12 protein-coding genes and 3 tRNA genes are annotated in these 17,335 nt (G+C 70.0%); 8 read left to right on the top strand and 7 right to left on the bottom strand.

The annotated features are described in order from the left end of the window. Positions 1-70: 70 nt before the first annotated feature. Positions 71-1,279, top strand: coding sequence for an NAD(P)-binding domain-containing protein (locus AB0395_RS32810; protein WP_366287831.1), 1,209 nt, complete (start codon positions 71-73; stop codon positions 1,277-1,279). On the opposite strand, the gene hutH is transcribed toward AB0395_RS32810, so the two are convergent. Both hutH and AB0395_RS32820 read right to left on the bottom strand, forming a co-directional pair. Then, a complete protein-coding gene (gene hutH / locus AB0395_RS32815; protein WP_366287833.1) occupies positions 1,260-2,807 on the bottom strand; it encodes a histidine ammonia-lyase in 1,548 nt (515 codons plus the stop codon). The two genes, AB0395_RS32810 and hutH, sit on opposite strands and share 20 nt — an antisense overlap. 69 nt (positions 2,808-2,876) lie before the next feature. After that, positions 2,877-3,599, bottom strand: coding sequence for a winged helix-turn-helix domain-containing protein (locus tag AB0395_RS32820; RefSeq protein ID WP_366287835.1), 723 nt, complete (start codon positions 3,597-3,599; stop codon positions 2,877-2,879). Between the two features lie 314 nt (positions 3,600-3,913). On the opposite strand from AB0395_RS32820, the gene AB0395_RS32825 reads away from it, so the two are divergent. The 3 genes from AB0395_RS32825 to AB0395_RS32835 all read left to right on the top strand — a co-directional run bounded on the left by AB0395_RS32825 (position 3,914) and on the right by AB0395_RS32835 (position 4,168). Continuing rightward, positions 3,914-3,985, top strand: a tRNA-Gly gene (locus AB0395_RS32825). A 23-nt stretch (positions 3,986-4,008) separates the two neighbouring features. Then, positions 4,009-4,079 (top strand) — tRNA-Cys (locus AB0395_RS32830). 14 nt (positions 4,080-4,093) lie between these two features. Beyond that, a tRNA-Val gene (locus tag AB0395_RS32835) sits at positions 4,094-4,168 on the top strand. 35 nt (positions 4,169-4,203) lie between these two features. Here AB0395_RS32835 and AB0395_RS32840 read toward each other — a convergent pair. Further along, positions 4,204-5,475, bottom strand: coding sequence for an alpha/beta hydrolase-fold protein (locus tag AB0395_RS32840; protein WP_366287836.1), 1,272 nt, complete (start codon positions 5,473-5,475; stop codon positions 4,204-4,206). Positions 5,476-5,608: 133 nt separating this feature from the next. Here AB0395_RS32840 and AB0395_RS32845 point away from each other — a divergent pair, with 133 nt between their 5' ends. Next, positions 5,609-7,387 carry a phosphatidylglycerol lysyltransferase domain-containing protein gene (locus AB0395_RS32845; protein ID WP_366287838.1) on the top strand — a complete coding sequence of 593 codons (1,779 nt, stop codon included), beginning with the start codon at positions 5,609-5,611 and terminating at the stop codon, positions 7,385-7,387. Positions 7,388-7,476: 89 nt separating this feature from the next. Continuing rightward, positions 7,477-8,148, top strand: a complete 672-nt coding sequence (locus AB0395_RS32850) for a pyridoxamine 5'-phosphate oxidase family protein (RefSeq protein ID WP_366287840.1) — start codon at positions 7,477-7,479, stop codon at positions 8,146-8,148. A 31-nt stretch (positions 8,149-8,179) separates the two neighbouring features. On the opposite strand, the gene AB0395_RS32855 is transcribed toward AB0395_RS32850, so the two are convergent. Then, entirely contained in the window at positions 8,180-8,860 is a 681-nt protein-coding gene (locus tag AB0395_RS32855) for a response regulator transcription factor (protein WP_366287842.1), read from the bottom strand. Next, complete coding sequence (locus AB0395_RS32860) at positions 8,857-10,107, bottom strand: histidine kinase (protein ID WP_366287844.1); 1,251 nt, start codon at positions 10,105-10,107, stop codon at positions 8,857-8,859. Before AB0395_RS32860 ends, AB0395_RS32855 begins: the two co-directional genes overlap by 4 nt. 172 nt (positions 10,108-10,279) lie before the next feature. Here AB0395_RS32860 and AB0395_RS32865 point away from each other — a divergent pair, with 172 nt between their 5' ends. Continuing rightward, positions 10,280-13,366, top strand: a complete 3,087-nt coding sequence (locus AB0395_RS32865; RefSeq protein ID WP_366287846.1) for an efflux RND transporter permease subunit — start codon at positions 10,280-10,282, stop codon at positions 13,364-13,366. A 258-nt stretch (positions 13,367-13,624) separates the two neighbouring features. Here the strand turns inward: AB0395_RS32865 and AB0395_RS32870 are convergent, their stop codons facing one another. Then, a complete protein-coding gene (locus AB0395_RS32870; protein ID WP_366287847.1) occupies positions 13,625-14,287 on the bottom strand; it encodes a response regulator transcription factor in 663 nt (220 codons plus the stop codon). After that, complete coding sequence (locus AB0395_RS32875; RefSeq protein WP_366287849.1) at positions 14,284-15,588, bottom strand: histidine kinase; 1,305 nt, start codon at positions 15,586-15,588, stop codon at positions 14,284-14,286. Before AB0395_RS32875 ends, AB0395_RS32870 begins: the two co-directional genes overlap by 4 nt. A gap of 212 nt (positions 15,589-15,800) precedes the next feature. Here AB0395_RS32875 and AB0395_RS32880 point away from each other — a divergent pair, with 212 nt between their 5' ends. Then, positions 15,801-17,102 carry a lipase gene (locus tag AB0395_RS32880; protein WP_366287851.1) on the top strand — a complete coding sequence of 434 codons (1,302 nt, stop codon included), beginning with the start codon at positions 15,801-15,803 and terminating at the stop codon, positions 17,100-17,102. Positions 17,103-17,335 lie beyond the last annotated feature (233 nt).

Here is a 17,335-nt window from a genome sequence, read left to right on the forward strand (position 1 = left end):
CCTCCTTCGCATGGAATACATGAAATCTAGTCGTTGGTGGAATGCCTGCCGCCCTCATAGCGTGACGGGCATGATTTCCTTTCTTGGCCTGGGACGCATGGGCGCCCCGATGGCGCGACGGCTTGTAACGGCGGGGCACAAGGTCACGGTCTGGAACCGCACCCCCTGCGTGATCGAGGGAGCCGCGACCGCGTCCTCCGTCGCGGAGGCCGTGGCGGAGGCGGATCTTGTGATCACGATGCTCAGCGACCCCGCGGCGGTGAAGCGGGTGCTCTCGGACGCGGCCCCGGGGCTGCGGCGGGAAGCACTGGTCGTCGAGATGTCCACGATCGGGCCCGAGGCGGTCGCCGAGGTCCGTGACCGGCTCCCGGCCCAGGTCGGGCTGGTCGACGCGCCGGTGCTCGGCAGCGTCGGGCCCGCGGCGGACGGAACGTTGACGGTGCTGGCCGGTGGGCTGCCCGGGGACCTGGCGCGCTGCCGTGCGGTGCTGGAGGTCTTCGGGCAGGTGCGGGAGGTCGGCGGCCCGGGCGCGGGGGCGGCGATGAAGCTGGCGGTGATGAGCGCGCTCGTCCCCGCCCAGGTGCTGCTCGCGGAGACCCTCGCCTCCGCCGGGGCGACCGGTGTGGACACCGGGGCGCTGCTGGACGTGCTCGGCGAGACCCCGCTCGGATCCCTCGTCGAGCGGGTCCGCCCCGCCATCGAGCACGGGCCGCCGGAGACGCGCTACGCCCTCGGGCTCGCGGCCAAGGACCTGTTGCTCGCCTCGCACGGGACCCAGACACTCGCGGCGGCGGCCAGGGACAGGCTGACAGAAGCGGTCTCCGCCGGGCTCGGCGGGCAAGACCTGACGGCCGTCTTCGGGTACGCGGGGACCGCGGGCCGTACCGGGGTGCGGAAGCTGAACCCGACCTCGGTCCCCGCGACCAACGGGTACTACTCCCATGCGGCCAGAACCGGGAACCTGCTGTTCGTCTCCGGGCAGGTCGCCCTGGATGCGGAGGGCCGGGTGGTCGGCGAGGGGGACATGACGTGCCAGTCGGAGTATGTGATGGAACTGCTGGCACGCATCCTCGCCGACCAGGGCTGCTCGTTCGACGACGTGACCCACATCCGGACGTTCCTCACCGACATGTCGCTGCTGCGGGAGTACGGGGATGTCCGGGGGCGCTACTTCACCGGAGAGCCCCCGGCCAGCACGACCGTCGAGGTGTCGCGGCTGTTCACGCCGGGGCTGCTGATCGAGATCGAGGTGGTCGCGGCTATTCCAGCGGCCCCGTGACGGGCTCGACGGCGGCGACGATCGCGTTGCCCTCGACGAGCCTGACCACCGCCTCGATCTCGGGGGCGAGGAAGCGGTCGGGGCCAGGACCGGCGACCACCTGACGCAGTGCGGCGACAACGGCCCCGGTCGCGGGGGCGGGCCGGTGTGGCGCGCGCAGATCGAGCGCCCTGGCCGCGGTCAGGATCTCCACCGCCAGTACCCGAGTCAGGCCGTCGACCGAGCGGCGCAGCTTGCGCGCAGCGGACCAGCCCATGGAGACATGGTCCTCCTGCATCGCGGAGCTCGGGATGGAGTCGACGCTGGCGGGCACCGCCAGACGCTTGAGCTCGGAGACGACCGCGGCCTGGGTGTACTGGGCGATCATGTGCCCGGAGTCGACACCGGGGTCGTCGGCGAGGAAGGGGGGCAGGCCGTGGCTGCGGGCCACGTCGAGCATGCGGTCGGTACGGCGCTCGGAGATGCTCGCCACATCGGCGACCGCGATGGCGAGGAAGTCGAGCACGTAGCCGACGGGGGCGCCGTGGAAGTTGCCGTTCGACTCGACCCGGCCGTCGGCCAGGACCACCGGGTTGTCGATCGCGGAGGCCAGCTCGCGCGCGGCGACGGTCGCGGCGTGCGCGAGGGTGTCGCGGGCGGCCCCCGCGACCTGCGGGGCGCAGCGCAGCGAGTAGGCGTCCTGGACGCGGGTACAGGTGCCATCCCGGTGGGACTCCATGATCCCGGAGTCCTTGAGCAGTGCCCTGAGGTTGGCGGCACTGGCCGCCTGGCCGGGGTGGGGGCGCAGCGCCTGCAGGTCTGCGGCGAAGACGCGGTCGGTGCCGAGCAGCGCCTCGACGCTCATGGCCGCGGCGACGTCGGCCGTCCTGAACAGGCGGCCGAGGTCGTCCATGGCCAGGATGAGCATGCCCAGCATGCCGTCCGTGCCGTTGATCAGCGCCAGGCCCTCCTTGGCCGCCAGCTCGACGGGCTCGATGCCCGCCTGCTTGAGCGCCTCTGCGGCGTCGACCAGGTCACCGGAGGCGTCGCGGACGACACCCTCGCCCATGATCGTGAGAGCCACGTGGGAGAGCGGGGCGAGGTCTCCCGAACAGCCCAGGCTGCCGTACTCGTGCACCACCGGAGTGATCGACGCGTTGAGCAGGCTCTGGAGCACCTTGGCCGTCTTGGGGCGCACACCGGTGTGACCGGTCGCCAGGGTGTGCAGGCGCAGCAACATCAGCGCCCTGACGACCTCGGTCTCCACCTCTGGGCCCGATCCGGCGGCGTGGGAGCGGACCAGCGAGCGCTGCAGCTGGGCGCGGAGCGCGGGGGCGATGTGCCGGGTGGCCAGTGCGCCGAACCCGGTCGAGACACCGTAGGCGGGGGTCGGGCTCTCCGCGAGCTCGTCCACGCGGGTCCTGGCCGCGGCCATGGCGGCCACGGCGTCGTCGGTGAGACGCACCTCGGCGCCGTGCCGGGCCACGCTGATGACCTCGTCGAAGCTCAACGGCTCCGGCCCGACGTTCACGACCGGTTTGTCGCGCATGGTGTCACTCTTTCGCGTTCAGCTGCATACAGGTAACTAGTGCATGCGATGTTAGCCCCTTACATAGGGTTATGTAACTAGTGCATGCAATGTTGGCTCCTTACATTCGAGGATCGCCACCACTCCCTCCCTGCCCGACTCCGTGACCTCGACCACCCGGCGCACCGCCCCCTTCCGATACCACCCCCGGTCCATGAGGGCGGAGGTCAGAGCGGCGCCGAGGGCTCCCCCCAGATGTGACCGGCGTTCGGTCCAGTCGAGACAGGCGGGGGCGAACCTGCGCCGCGCGCTCCTGGCGGCGTCCACGTCCACCCCGAGTCTTCCGAGCCCGGCCCTCCCCTCCGCCGTCACCTCGAAGGCCTCCTCGCCGACGAGGTATTCGGCGGCGAGGAGCGCGCGGAGCAGTTCAACGCCCGCGCGTCCGGCCAGGTGGTCGTAGCAGGTCCGCGCCTCCTCGAGCAGCCGCGCCTGGCGGGACTGGCGCAGGGAACGTATCTCGGGACGGCCGCCGACCCTGGCCAGGACCTCGAGCACCTCGGCCACCTCGGGACCGGCCAGCCGGTAGTAGCGGTGCCTGCCCTGGGAGACCACGGTGACCATCCCGCCGTCCAGGAGCCTGGTCAGGTGGGCGCTGGCGGTCGCGGGGCTCACCCCCGCGAGCCCGGCCAGCTCCCCCGCCGCCAGCGCGCGGCCGTCCAGCAGCGCTGTCAGCATGGCGGCCCTGGTGGGATCGGCGATGAGCGCGGCGACAGGAGCGATGGCGGCGTCGGCCGCGACATGTTCGGCAACCATATTCCGACGTTAACCCAGACACCTTTCGCCCAACGTCGAAGCGTCCTGGCGGACACTGTGGGGACGCCTCGGGGACGCTGTGGGGACGCTGTGGGGACGCCGCCACAGGCGCAGAGAACTCCGTACGGCCACGCGGCCAGGAGCCGACCCACCGCCGCGAGAGCCGGATTCGCCGCCTCCGGCCCGCCGGGAATGCACCGGCCCGACGGCCCGGATCCCCTGCCCCGCCGACGAGGACGCATGCTCCGGTTTGGGTAGTCGGCGAGTATTCGCTAGAGTTCTATCCGTGAGACCGGGTCGGCCCGGAAACACACGCGGAAGTGGCTCAGTGGTAGAGCATCACCTTGCCAAGGTGAGGGTCGCGGGTTCGAATCCCGTCTTCCGCTCGAAGGGGCTGCGGCCCCCACTCGGTGGAGTGGCCGAGAGGCGAGGCAACGGCCTGCAAAGCCGTGTACACGGGTTCAAATCCCGTCTCCACCTCTTGTCTTCGGCGAGGACGATTAGCTCAGCGGGAGAGCGCTTCCCTGACACGGAAGAGGTCACAGGTTCAATCCCTGTATCGTCCACCATCTCATGATCCCCCCAGGTCACCGACCTGGGGGGATCACTGTTTCCGCGCCGTCCGCGCGTGCTGCTCGGTGAGGCGGTCCCGAGAGTCGACGGGCTTTCCCTCCAGCCCGGTGAGGCGTCCTCCGAGTCCCGCGTGCCCTTCCCGCGGCGCGGCGAGGCGGTTGCCGGGGACGCCGGGCGTCAGGCTCGAGGGTGTGTGCAACTGCCTTCCCAGCCAGGGCAGGACCTGGGGGATCTCACGGTTCCACGTGTTGAAGTTGTGGCCACCGCTCGGCAGGATCATTGACGCGGCCCGCATGGGCTCCCTGACCATTCCGAGGAACCTGCGGGTTTCCGCGTAGTCGCTCTCGCCCTGCTGGCTGCTGGTGACCAGCACGGAGACGGGCGGGACCGGCAGGTTGCCGAGCCGCCACATCAGGTCGTTCTCGCTCTGCAGCTTCGCGCTACCACCGAACAGGTCGCCCGTGGTCATGTCGACGGCCGAGCGGAAGTAGCCGGACAGGGACACCGCGGCGGAGAAGGACTCCGGGTGGCGCATGGACAGCTTCAGCGCGCAGTAACCGCCGGTGGATCCGCCGAAGACACCCCAGCTCTGCGCGTCGAGGCCGACCCGGTATGAGGCGGCCATGGCCAGCCGCACGTCCTTGGTGAAGTACGTTTCCACCTGGGGACCGCCGGGAACGTCCATGCATTCGGTGTCCCGGGGCGGGACAACGGTCGGGCGCATCAGCACCATGACCGTGGGAGGCATCTGCTTCGCCTCGACCGCCCTGGACTCCGTGGCCGGGAGGTTCAGCCTGGTGATCAGGTTTCTCGCGTCTCCCGGATAGCCGGTCAGGGCGAGGATCACCGGAAAGCGTCGTTCGGCATACTTCTTTTCGAAGTACTGGCGCGGCAGGTAGACGTACGCGGAGGAGGTGATCCTGGACTCGCCCCCCGGGATGACCACCTCCTCCAGCTTGCCTGCCGTACCGGGAGGTAGGGACACCTTCCCCTCCACGGTCACCCCCCGCCCCGGGTGCCCGACCGCGGCGGGCTTGTCGTCGCTGACGACGATGGGCGACGTGCCGCCGCCATCGGTGCCGAGCAGGTCGCTCCAGGAACCGTAGAACCCGAAGTAGGCGTTCACCACCAGGCCCAGCGCGACCAGCGTGAGAACCTGGTTGCCGACAAGTACCCCGATCCGGCCGAGCACGGACCGCCAGGTCCGCCCGCTCAGCAGCGGCCACGCCCAGATCGACCCGGCGAGGGCCGCGAGAGCGAGAAGACCGGAAAGAAGCTGCAGTTCGACAGCCGTGAGTCCCATGCCGCCCCTCATCCGGTTTCCGAGTCCTTCTGGATCTACAGATCCAACTTACTCAAGCGAGGTAAGGGCACAGTTAATGTTGCGTTGGCCGGGCTTGCACGAGGCGATAGCCATCACCGTTTAATGTCCTCTCATGAGGGATCGTCCACCTATCTCCCGCCCTTGGGTGCCCGCCGCCGCGGGCTACGCGTCCTTGACGATCGGAATCCTGGACATCGCCAAGGCGGTCTTCCCCCCGTTCAGGGGAACCCGAGTGAGCGAGATCGCGGGTTTTCTGCCGGGAACGATCACCTCGATCGCCCAGGCGGCGTCGCTCGTCATGGGCATCCTGCTCGTCATGATCGCGCACGGGCTCAAGCGCAGGAAGGTGCGGGCATGGCGGGCCGTGATCCTGCTGCTGCCGCTGAGCGCCCTCATCGAGCTCATCCACATGCGCAGGCCCGTCAGCGCCGCGATCAGCATGCTGGTCTTCGCGGTGCTCCTGATCAACCGCCGCGAGTTCCACGCCCTCTCCGATCCCAGAACCCGCTGGCGAGCGCTGTGGAACTTCCTGCTCCTGCTCGTCCTGGACGTCGCCATCGGCTGGGTGGTGGTCAACGCCCACCCACACACCATCGTCGGGGATCCCAGTCTCAGCGACCGGCTCCAGCACGTACTGCTGGGGCTCGTCGGCCTGGAGGGCCCGGTCGTCTACTCCTCGGAGAGAACCGCCGACCTGGTCTACTTCTCCCTCACCGGACTCGGGCTGCTCACCGCGGTGACGACCCTCTACCTGGCGTTGCGTCCCGAGAAGCCGGTCGCCGAGCTGAGCCCCGAGCAGGAGGAGACCGTACGGGCCATGCTCACCCGGCACGGCGCCCGTGACTCGCTCGGCTACTTCGCGCTGCGCCGCGACAAGAGCGTGATCTTCTCTCCCACGGGCAAGGCGGCGATCGCCTACCGCGTGGTCGCCGGGGTCATGCTGGCCAGCGGTGACCCGGTCGGCGACATCGAGGCGTGGCCGGGTGCGATCAGGCGGTTCCTGGAGGAGGCGAGACGGCACGCCTGGGTACCCGCCGTAATCGGATGCAGCGAGACAGGGGGCGAGGTCTGGACGAGGGAGGGCGGCCTGTCCGCTCTGGAGATCGGCGACGAGGCCGTCGTCGAGGTCGCGGGCTTCACCCTCCAGGGCAGGGCCATGCGCAACGTCCGGCAGATGGTGAACCGTACGGAACGCACGGGCTACACCTGCCGGGTACGGCGGGTCGGGGACCTCACGGAGAAGGAGAAGGAGCTGATCCGGCACGCCGCGGACTCGTGGCGTGGCACGGAGACGGAGCGGGGCTTCTCCATGGCGCTCGGCCGCTTCGGCGACCCGGCTGACGGCGGCTGCGTGGTCGTCACCGCGCACAAGGCCCCCGAGGAGGGTACGGCGCCGCCCGGCGAGGACATCCGGGCCGTCCTGCACTTCGTCCCGTGGGGGGAGGACGGCATCTCCCTGGACCTGATGCGCCGTGACCGCGACGCCGATCCCGGGCTCAACGAACTACTGATCGTCAAAGCCCTGCAGGCGGCCCCCGACCTCGGCGTGAACAGGGTCTCGCTCAACTTCGCGATGTTCCGCGCGGTGCTGGCCAGAGGCGAGCGGCTGGGCGCGGGCCCGGTACTGCGAGCCTGGCACGCCGTCCTGGTCTTCCTCTCCCGGTGGTTCCAGATCGAGTCGCTGTACAGGTTCAACGCGAAGTTCCATCCCGTGTGGATCCCCCGGTTCGTGGTCTACCCCGCGGCCCGCGACCTGCCTCGCATCGGCATATCGGCCCTCCAGGCGGAGGCCTTCATCAACGTCGCCCTTCCCGGGATCCCGTTCCGCCGCAAGCCCCGTCCCCGCCCGGGCCCGGACGTCTCCGGAGAGCGGGCCCCGCTGCCGCACTGAGGCCCGCTCGGCGCCCTCGACGACCGCCGCGAACCGAGTGATCAGCCGGTTTGCGGGGTAGGGGACGCGCTGGCACAAAGGGGACTTTCATGACCGACCACACCAGGACACCTGGCGATCTGGGCCGCCGGATCGCCCAACGGCGCGAGTCTCTCGGCCTGTCCCGGGAGCAGTTGGCCGGACGGGCCAGAATCGACTCCGGCTATCTCGGCTATCTGGAGGAGAACGCCGCCTCTCCCAGCGCGGGAACCGTGGATCGGCTGGCCGCCGCGCTCGAGACCAGCAGCGAGGAACTGCTCGGCGCCGCCGTTGAGCCGTCCCCGGAACACAGCCGCGTCCCCGCGCCCCCGCGGCTGGAGAAACTGGACGCCGACGAGTGCGTGCGCCTGGTCTCACCCGGCGGTGTCGGCCGGGTGGCCTTTGACAGTCCCACAGGGCCGCTGATCCTGCCGGTCAACTACGTGATGCACGACGGAGCCGTACTGCTGCGCACCGCGTTCGGCGGTCCGCTGGACAGGAACCTGCGCACCGGCGTCGAAGGCGTCGATTTCAAGGTCGCCTTCGAGGTCGATCACATCGACGAGGCGAGACGGCAGGGCTGGAGCGTGCTCATCCGGGGCGCCGCCCACCACATCTCCTCCGAGCGCGAACGAGCGGCCGTGACGACCGTGGACGTCGACCCGTGGGCGGGAGGTGAGCGGGAGCTCTACATCCGGATCACCCCCGTCGAAATCAGCGGGCGGCGCATTCATCGCACGTGACGAAAAAACCCTCCGCGAGGTCGTCTCCGTCTCAGACCCTCTCCTCTCTTTCGGTGAGCCCGGCTCTTTCGGTGAGCCCGGCCTCCGAGGCGAGGAGCCCGGCCTGCGTCCGGTTGGAGAAACCGAGTTTCACCAGCATCCGGGAGACGTAGCTCTTGATCGTGGCCTCGGACAGATAGAGCCTGCGGGCGATCGCCGCGTTGGACAGGCCCTCGCCGAGACAGGTCAGCACCTCGACCTCCCGGTCACTGAGGTATTCGATCCGGGCGAGGGCTCGCTCCCTGACCGCGTCACGCCCGGCGGAGGCGGTGAGCAGGCGCCGTGTGGCGGCCGGGGAGAGCACGGTATGCCCGTCCGCGGCCACCCGCACCAGCCCGATCAGATCCTCGGGCGGGGTGTCCTTGAGCAGGAATCCGGCCGCACCCAGGTTCATGGCCCGCAGCACGTAACCGTCGCGATCGAAGGTCGTCAGCACCACCACCTTCGGTGGTGAGGGGAAGCCCGCGATGTGCTCGATCGCCGCCAGCCCGTCGACCCCGGGCATGTGCAGGTCCATCAGCACGACGTGGGGCCGGTGCCGAACGACGGCCTCGACCGCCTCGGCTCCGTCGTAGGCCTCGGCGACCACTGTCAGGTCGTCGGCCGCGGACAGGATGGTCCGCAGCTGGGCGCAGACCATCCGCTCGTCGTCGACGATGAGCACCCGGATCACGAGGACGCCCGTGCCCGGCTCTTGCTCCTGCTGGCGAAGCCGGACACGCCCCTGCCTCCCGGGGAGTCTCCCGCGCCCTCCCGCAGGGGCTCCCGCCCCGTGCTCTCCCCAGGGGACAACGGCAGTGACACCGTCACCTCGAACCCTCCTTCACCCGATGACTCCGCCGTGAACGAGCCGTGGACCAGCTCGACGCGCTGGCGCAGGCCGGACAGACCGGTGCCGCCCTCTCCCAGACTGATCGGGCCCACCCCCTCGGGTGCGCCGTTGCGCACGCTGACGCGGAGCAGCCCGCCGGTGTAGCCGACCCTCACGGCCACCCGCGCCCCAGGGGCGTGCTTGTGCACGTTGGTCAGCGCCTCCTGGACGACCCGGTAGGCCGTCCTGGCGATGACGGGCGGCGTGGCGAGCGGTTCGCCGTCGGTGCGGAGCTCGATCTCGATCCCCGCCGCCCGTGACTCGGAGACCAGGCCCGACAGGTCCAGCACGACGGGTTCCGCGGTGCGGGCCGAACCGAAGGTCTTCTCGGAACGCAGCACGCCAACCAGGTCGCGCAGCTCCTCCAGAGCCTGGCAGCCGACCTGCCGCAACTCCTCGGCCGCCTCGCGGACGGCCTCGTCACGGGCGACGGTGCGCAGCGCGCCCGCGCGCAGCACCATGAGGCTGACCCGGTGGGTGATGACGTCGTGCATCTCCCCCGCGAGCCTGGCCCGCTCCTCGGACCTGGCCTGCTCCGCCATGAGCTCCTGCTCCCGCTCCGCCCGCTCGGCTCTGTCGGCCAGAGCCTGTAACAGCCTCTGCCTGGAGGCGCGCCACATGCCGAACAGCGCGGGGGCGATGCCCACGAGCGAGGTGGTCACGGCGCTCAGCAGGATGTCCCACAGCGACCCCGGACGGGTCCACGGCCGGGCGAAGAGCAGCGACAGGAAGATGACGGCGCTCCAGTCACGGCCACGTCCTCTGCCGTGGACCGCGGCCGCGTAGGTGGCGAAGGGGGTCGCGAGCGGCACCGTGAAGGCGCACAGCACGGCGCACAGCATCACCACGGCGATGGGCGCGCGTCGCCTGGCCACGAGGGCCAGACCGGTGACGAGCTGCGCCGCGCCCGCGATCCATGCGGCCCGTGATACCGGCGACTGGGCCGGATGCGAGGCCGCCTCGGCGAAGAACGCCGAAGCGCCCAGCCCGCCGATGACGACCGCGGACGTCACATCGGCCAGGGTCGCACGGGATGGCTGCCAGCTCACCCGGTCACGGTATCCAGCGCCCCGTGCCCCAACCAATGCCAGGCGAAGACTGTCGACCAAAGACTACAGCTGTGCAACTTTCGTTGATTCAATCCGCAACCTTGGCCGGTATCGCGGGCAGGGACGGCCCCCGAACGCTGTACGGGATGACAATTCCCGAGGGGGACCTCCGTTGAATGTTCTTACCCGGATAAGCCTCGCCAACAGGGCGTTGGTGGCACTTCTGGCGATCGCGGTGCTCATATTCGGAGCGATCGCCGCGATATCCCTGAAGCAGGAGCTACTTCCGCCGTTCTCCGTGCCGACGGCGAGCGTGACGGCGGTCTACCCCGGTGCCGCGCCACAGATCGTCGAGCGCAATGTCACCGAGAAGATTGAGGAGGCCGTCACGGGAGGGGCGGGTCAGGAGAAGGTCACGTCGTTCTCCAGTGACGGCCTGGCGGGCATCTCCATCGAATACGAGTACGGCACCGATCTGGACCGGGCGATCCAGGATCTGCAGCAGCGGATCGGCCGGATACAGCCGCAGCTGCCACCCCGCGTGGTTCCGCAGATCACGCCGGGGATGTCCAACGATTTCCCCGTCCTCTTCCTGGCGGCGGCGGGTGACGACGAGCGCGTGCTAGGCCGGAGACTCGCCGAGATCGTGCCCCACGAGCTCGGCGGCATCGACGGGGTGAGCCAGGTGCTGGTCAGCGGCGAGCGACGCCAGTCCGTCGAGGTCCGCCTCGACCAGAACAGGCTGCGCAGGCATGGGCTGACCGCCGAGGCGGTCGCCGCCGCTCTCGGCTCCAGCGGGTCCGTCGTGCCCGCGGGCACCCTCACCGCGAACGGCGAGTCGCTCGCCCTGCAGATCGGTGAGAGCTTCGGCTCCCTCGCCGACGTGCGCGATCTCTACCTGGCTCCGAAGGTCACCGTCGGCGACGTCGCCGACGTCCGCGTCGTCGAGGAGAGCCCCGAGTCGCTGACCCGCACCGACGGTAGGCCCAGCCTGAGCGTGACCGTCATGGCCAAGCCGACGGGAAACACCGTGGCGATCGCGAAGGAGGTGAAGAAGCGGCTGCCCGCCCTTACCCGGTCTCTCGGCGGCACGACCACGCTGACCGTCTCCTTCGACCAGTCGGAGTTCATCCAGGAGTCCATCGGCGACCTGACCACCGAGGGTCTGCTCGGGCTCGGCTTCGCCGCCCTGGTCATCCTGGTCTTCCTCTTCTCGGTCCGTTCGACCGTCGTGACGCTGCTGTCGATCCCCCTGTCGCTGGTGGTCGCGCTCATCGGCCTGTGGGCCAACGGCTTCACGATCAACATGCTGACGCTCGGCGCCCTGACCATCGCCGTCGGCCGGGTCGTCGACGACTCCATCGTGGTCATCGAGAACATCAAACGGCATCTGGGCTACGGCGAGGCCAAGCTCACCGCGGTCACGACGGGCACCGGCGAGGTGGCGGGAGCGGTCACCGCCTCCACACTCACCACGGTCGCGGTGTTCCTGCCCATCGCCTTCACCGGCGGGATCACCGGTGCGCTGTTCTCGACCTTCGCCCTGACCATCACCATCGCGCTGCTGGCGTCACTGCTGGTGTCGCTGACGGTGATCCCGGTGCTCGCCTACTGGTTCCTCAAGCCGGCCAAGGGCGGGGTGACCCGTGAGGCCGCGGAGGCCAAGGAGCGCAACGGTGTGCTCCAGCGCGTCTATGTCCCCGTCGTGCGCTTCGCCGTACGGCGCCGCTGGGTGACCCTCCTGGGCGCCTTCGCGATCCTCGTGGTGACCGTGGGCATGGGGGCCCAGATCAGGACCGACTTCCTGGGCAGCTCCGGGCAGAACACCTTCCAGGTGCGTCAGGAGCTGACCGCGGGGACGAGCCTGCGGACGGCCGACGAGGCGGCCCGCACCGTGGAGGAGACGGTCAAGAAGCTGCCCGGCCTCACCTCGTACCAGGTCAGCGTCGGCCCCGACAACAGTGAGGCGGGCGGGGCCCGCAACGTTGCGACCTTCTCCATCACCGCGAAGGCCGGCACGGACATGAAGGCCCTCAGAGAGACCGCACGGGCCAGGGTCACCAAGCTGACCGCGTCCGACCCGAAGCTCGGCAAGGTGACCGTCCTCGGCGACCAGGGCGGCCTGGGCGCCACCGACCTCGCGGTCACCGTCTCCGCCGCCGATGACGCCTCGCTGGCGCGCTCGGCGGATCTGGTCAGCGAGGCCGTGCGGCAGACGCAGGGCGCGTCGGAGGTCAAGGCTGGCATCGCGGGCACCTCCCGGCAGATCGCCGTGCGCATCGACGGCAAGGCGGCTGTCGCGCGCGGGCTCACCGAAAGCCAGGTCACCCGGGCCGTGGCCATGGTCACCCAGGGCGAGCAGGTCGCCAAGGTCACCCTGGACGGCACGGAACGCGACATGTCCCTGCACGTCGACGCCAGGGCGGACGACGTGGCCGCGCTGCGGGACCTGCGGATCCCCACCCCTGACGGGCGGACCGTGAAGCTCGACGACGTGGCCACGATCGAGACGGTGACGGCGCCCACCCGGCTGACACGGATCGACGGGGAACGCGCAACCACGGTGAGCGCCAAGTTCTCCGGCCAGGATCTCGGCGCGGCGACCGCCGCCCTCAAAAAGCGCCTTGACGCGCTGAAGCTGCCCTCGGGGGCCACGGCCGAGATCGGCGGGGTCAGCGAGCAGCAGGCCAGCTCGTTCAACAGCTTGTTCGTGGCCCTCGGCGCGGCGATCCTGATCGTCTACCTGATCATGGTGGCGACGTTCCGGAGCCTGGCGCACCCGCTCATGCTGCTGATCTCGATCCCGTTCGCGGCGACCGGCGGCCTCGGCCTGCTGGTCACGACCGGGACCCCGCTGGGGCTGCCCAGCCTGATCGGCATGCTGATGCTGGTCGGCATCGTGGTGACCAACGCGATCGTGCTGCTCGACCTGGTCCGCCAGTACCGCGAGAGCGGCATGAGCGCCCGCGAGGCGGTTGTGGAGGGTGGCAGGCACCGGGTCCGGCCGGTCGTCATGACCGCGGTCGCGACCATCTGCGCGCTCATGCCCATGGCCACGGGCCTGACAGGCGACGGAGGCTTCCTTTCCAGGCCCCTGGCTGTGATCGTCATCGGCGGCCTGAGCAGCTCGACACTCCTCACCCTGATCCTGCTGCCGACCCTCTACACGATCGTCGAGGACATCAAAGATCGTTTCCGACGTCCCCGTCGTTCCTCGCCCGCTCCTGTCTCCCCACGGGAGCCCGTCCATACGGGGTGATTCCGAAAAACCCCGGCAGGCTGGGCACCGGGCGCGGCATCCACACCGCCCCGGCGCCCAGCCCCTCGGCACGCGTACCTCCGGGTATCCGGCCGCCTCAGCCCTGACCGCCTCGGGGCTCGAACACCTCGACGCCCCGCAGCCTGCGGAACCGCCTCCCCGCTCCCCGGTTGACACCTCACCGCCCGGGCCTCGCGTCAGTGCCGGTCCGCGAGGTCCGTCGGCCCCGAGACCGCGAGGACTCCGGGGCGGGCGTCATCAGGCCAGGCGGACGAGCCGGGTCTCGTAGGCGAAGACCACGGCCTGCACCCGGTCGCGCAGTTCCAGCTTGAGCAGGATCCGGCTCACGTGCGTCTTCACGGTTGGCTCGGCCAGTCGCATCGCAGCGGCGATCTCGGCGTTCGACAGGCCGCGGGCCACCTGGATGAGCACTTCCCGCTCGCGGGCGCTGAGCCGCCGCAGCCGCTCGTCCTCCTCGGGACCGCCGCCGCTGAGAAGCTGGTGCGCGAAGTTCTCCAGCAGGCGGCGGGTGATCCGTGGGGAGACCACGGCGTCGCCCGCGGCAACGCTCCTGATCGCCCCGAACAGTTCCTCGGGCCGGGTGTTCTTGAGGAGGAAGCCGGACGCTCCGGCCTTCAGCCCGGCGAAGGCGTACTCGTCGAGGTCGAAGGTGGTCAGAATGAGCACCCGGGTCTGCGGGGATTCTCTGATGATCCGGCGGGTCGCCTCGATCCCTCCGGTGCCGGGCATGCGCACGTCCATCAGCACGACGTCGGGGCGCAGCCGCCGCGCCAGCTGCACGGCCTCGGCACCGTCCCCGGCCTCGCCGACCACCTCCATGTCGGGCTGGACGTCCAGGACCGTGCTGAACGCCATGCGGAGCAGCGACTCGTCATCGGCGAGCAGCACGCGGATCGTCACGCGGCGCCGTCCCCGGACGCACCGAGGTCGAGCCTGGCCGAGACTCGCCAGCCGCCGCCCGGGAACGGGCCCGCCTCGAGGGTCCCGCCGTACGCCGCCACGCGCTCGCGCATGCCCGCGATCCCGTGCCCGGAACGTGGGCCGCGAGACCGCGCGATCTGGCTGTCGTGGGCGGCACCGACGGTGGCTCGCGAGGTTCGGCCGTCATCGGTGACGTCCATCGTGACGGCCTCCCGGGACAGACGTACCCGGACCTCGGCTCGGGTGCCGGACGGGGCATGCTTGAGCGTGTTGGTCAAGGCTTCCTGTACCAGGCGATAGACCGTGAGTTGCGCGGCGGCGGGGATCGGGGCGGGGTCGCCTTCCACGTCCAGGCGGGTGGGCAGCCCGGCGTCGCCCATCTGGTCGGCCAGGGACTTCAGCTGGGCGATGCCGGGCATCGGGTGTAGCAGCGCGTCCGGTTCGTCGGCCCGCAGTACACCGAGGGAGCGCCGCATGTCGGTGAGGGCCTGCCGCCCGGTGCCGGAGATCTGTTGCATGGCGGCGGTCGCCTTCTCTGGTGCGCGGTGCCGGACGTAGACCGCGCTGTCGGCGAGCGCGACCATGACGGACAGGTTGTGGGTGACGATGTCGTGCACGTCGCGGGCGATCCTGGCGCGTTCCTCGGAGATCGCGAGTTGCGCCCGCTGGTCGCGTTCGCGCTGCAGATGCGCGGCACGCTCCTTCAGCGAGGCGAGGTAGGCGCGTCTGGTGCGCATGTTCATGCCGGCGACGGCGGTGGCGGCGGCAATGGCGGTCAGCGCGACCACCGACAGGAGGAATGCGCCATCGGGCGCCCAGCGAGAGGAGGCCAGCAGGATGCCGCCCTCCAGGACGGCCCCGGCCAGCAGCGCGCGACGCCAGGTGGAGTGCGCGGCGACCGTGTAGAGGGCGACCAGCAGCGCCAGATCGGCGGGGAGCTGGATAGCGGCGAGCCACTGGAAACCGGCCACGACGGCGACCGCGAGGAACGTCGCGAGCGGCGCCCGGCGCCGCCACACCAGGGGAAGCACCAGCCCCACCTGGAAGAGCACGCTCCAGGGATGGGCCCGCGGAACCTGGCTCGGGCCGAAGGTGACGGTGAAGAGGCCTGCCGCCAGTAGCGCGTCGAGCACCACGGGCGGCAGAAGTCGGGGGCCTTGCCGCAGCAGGCCCTCTATCTGCCGCACCGCGGCCTCGAGACGCTTCGTCGCCGCAGTGCTGCTGCGGCCCCGGCCAGAGGTGCCGTCGCTTACCGGCACAGGACGGTCGGTCCAGTGCATGGCGCTCACATTAGTGGACGTCCCGCGAGGGCAGAGGCGCTCTGGCTGTGCGTGCGCCCCCGAACGCAGGGCCACGTCATCCTGCCGGATGATGATCGTCTCTTGTCATCCCAGCGGCCTACCTGCTGATCACTCCTCGGCCGCTAGCCCGGGCACGAAGCTCGCTGGAAGGCTCCTCGAGTACACCGACCACCCCATGAGGAGGCGACCGCATGCACATCACGACACCTGATCCCCTTCCCCGTCCCCGCCATCGCCGGTGGGCCATGGCCGGGCCGGGGCTCGCCACCGCCGCTCTTGCCGCCACTGCCCTCGTCACCGCCGCAACGCCGTATCCGGCGACCGTGCCCGTCGCGACTTCCGCCGAGCTCCCCGCCACGGCTCGCACGGGCGTCAAGCTGTCTTTTCCCGCCCCCACGGGAACCCGCCCGATCGGCACGGTCGCCCTGCACCTGGTGGACCGGAGCCGCCCGGATCCTCTGGTGAAGTCACGCCCCTACCGCGAGCTCATGGTGAGCTTCTGGTATCCGGCCGGGAAGGCGCCGGATCTCCCCCTCGCGCCGCAGATGTCACCGGGGGCCGCCGCCGACTGGGACAAGAACTCGGCGCCCGCGCTGGGCGTCAAGCCCGGTGAGGTCGACTGGGCCGCCACGCCGACGCACGCCCGGGTCGGCGCACCGGTCGACCGACCGGCCGGGGGTCTCCCGGTCGTGGTGTTCGCTTCGGGAGACGGCGGTCCGCGCACGCTCGGCACCGTGCTGGTCGAAGAGCTGGCCAGCCGCGGCTACCTCGTGGTCAGCGTCGATCACACCTACGAGGCCGACCAGGTCGAGTTCCCCGGTGGCCGGGTCGAGCGTGCCGTACCGCTGCCGGAGAAGCTGACCAAGAAGGTCCTCGCCCGCCTGATCAGGAAGCACACGCAGGCGCGCATCGCGGACATGAAGTTCGTTCTCGACCAGCTCGCGAGTCTCGATCAAGGACACAACCCCGACGCGGAGTCCACCCCGCTGCCGGACGGACTGGCCGGATCCGCGGACCGAACCCGGATAGGAATGCTCGGCCAGTCTCTGGGGGGTTCCGTGTCCGCGCAACTCCTGCACGACGACTCCCGTATCGCCGCCGGGGTCAACCTTGACGGAATGTACGTCGGGCCGGTCGCCAGGACCGGGGTCGACAAGCCGTTCCTGCAGATGGCGTCGGAAACGCACACCCGGGAGAACGAGCCCACCTGGAAGTCCTTCTGGGGCAGGTCGACCGGATGGAAGCGTGAACTGCGCCTCACCGGAGCCCAGCACGGCTCGTTCACCGACCTGCAGGCGCTGCTTCCCCAGCTCCCCGGCGCGCCGAAGAACCCGGCCACCGCCGAGCTCATCGGAACGATCGACCCGGGGCGTTCGGTGGCGGCCCAGCGCGCGTACGTTGCCGCGTTCTTCGATCTGCACCTGAAGGGACGCTCCACCCACCTCTTCAACGGCCCCGACGGGCGCTACCCGGAGGTGAAGTTCATCCCCTGACCATCCCCAGCCCGGTACGGCCCCGCCAGAAATATGCCCTTTGAAGTGGTTTGTCCAGAGCCTTGTCCTGATTCGGCCACTCTCAGAAATAGATCTTTCAATCTGAGTGATTATTGCGAATACTTGCGATTTGTTCTTATTTCTGGGAGAGGCATCGCGATGAAGCGAGTAATTGTTCACAAGCCCGGCACGATTACGCTCAGCGGAGCCGCCAGCCCCAAGCACGTCGGCTG

Origin of the sequence: Streptosporangium sp. NPDC051023, assembly GCF_040689595.1 — a bacterium.
Taxonomy (GTDB): domain Bacteria; phylum Actinomycetota; class Actinomycetes; order Streptosporangiales; family Streptosporangiaceae; genus Streptosporangium.

Excerpts from the sequence above, each read along its gene's own strand:
- AB0395_RS32875 (WP_366287849.1), bottom strand. The coding sequence starts at position 15,588 with ATGCACTGGACCGACCGTCCTGTGCCGGTAAGCGACGGCACCTCTGGC.
- AB0395_RS32820 (WP_366287835.1), bottom strand. The coding sequence starts at position 3,599 with ATGGTTGCCGAACATGTCGCGGCCGACGCCGCCATCGCTCCTGTCGCC.
- AB0395_RS32840 (WP_366287836.1), bottom strand. The coding sequence starts at position 5,475 with ATGGGACTCACGGCTGTCGAACTGCAGCTTCTTTCCGGTCTTCTCGCT.
- AB0395_RS32850 (WP_366287840.1), top strand. The coding sequence starts at position 7,477 with ATGACCGACCACACCAGGACACCTGGCGATCTGGGCCGCCGGATCGCC.
- AB0395_RS32880 (WP_366287851.1), top strand. The coding sequence starts at position 15,801 with ATGCACATCACGACACCTGATCCCCTTCCCCGTCCCCGCCATCGCCGG.
- hutH (WP_366287833.1), bottom strand. The coding sequence starts at position 2,807 with ATGCGCGACAAACCGGTCGTGAACGTCGGGCCGGAGCCGTTGAGCTTC.
- AB0395_RS32845 (WP_366287838.1), top strand. The coding sequence starts at position 5,609 with ATGAGGGATCGTCCACCTATCTCCCGCCCTTGGGTGCCCGCCGCCGCG.
- AB0395_RS32810 (WP_366287831.1), top strand. The coding sequence starts at position 71 with ATGATTTCCTTTCTTGGCCTGGGACGCATGGGCGCCCCGATGGCGCGA.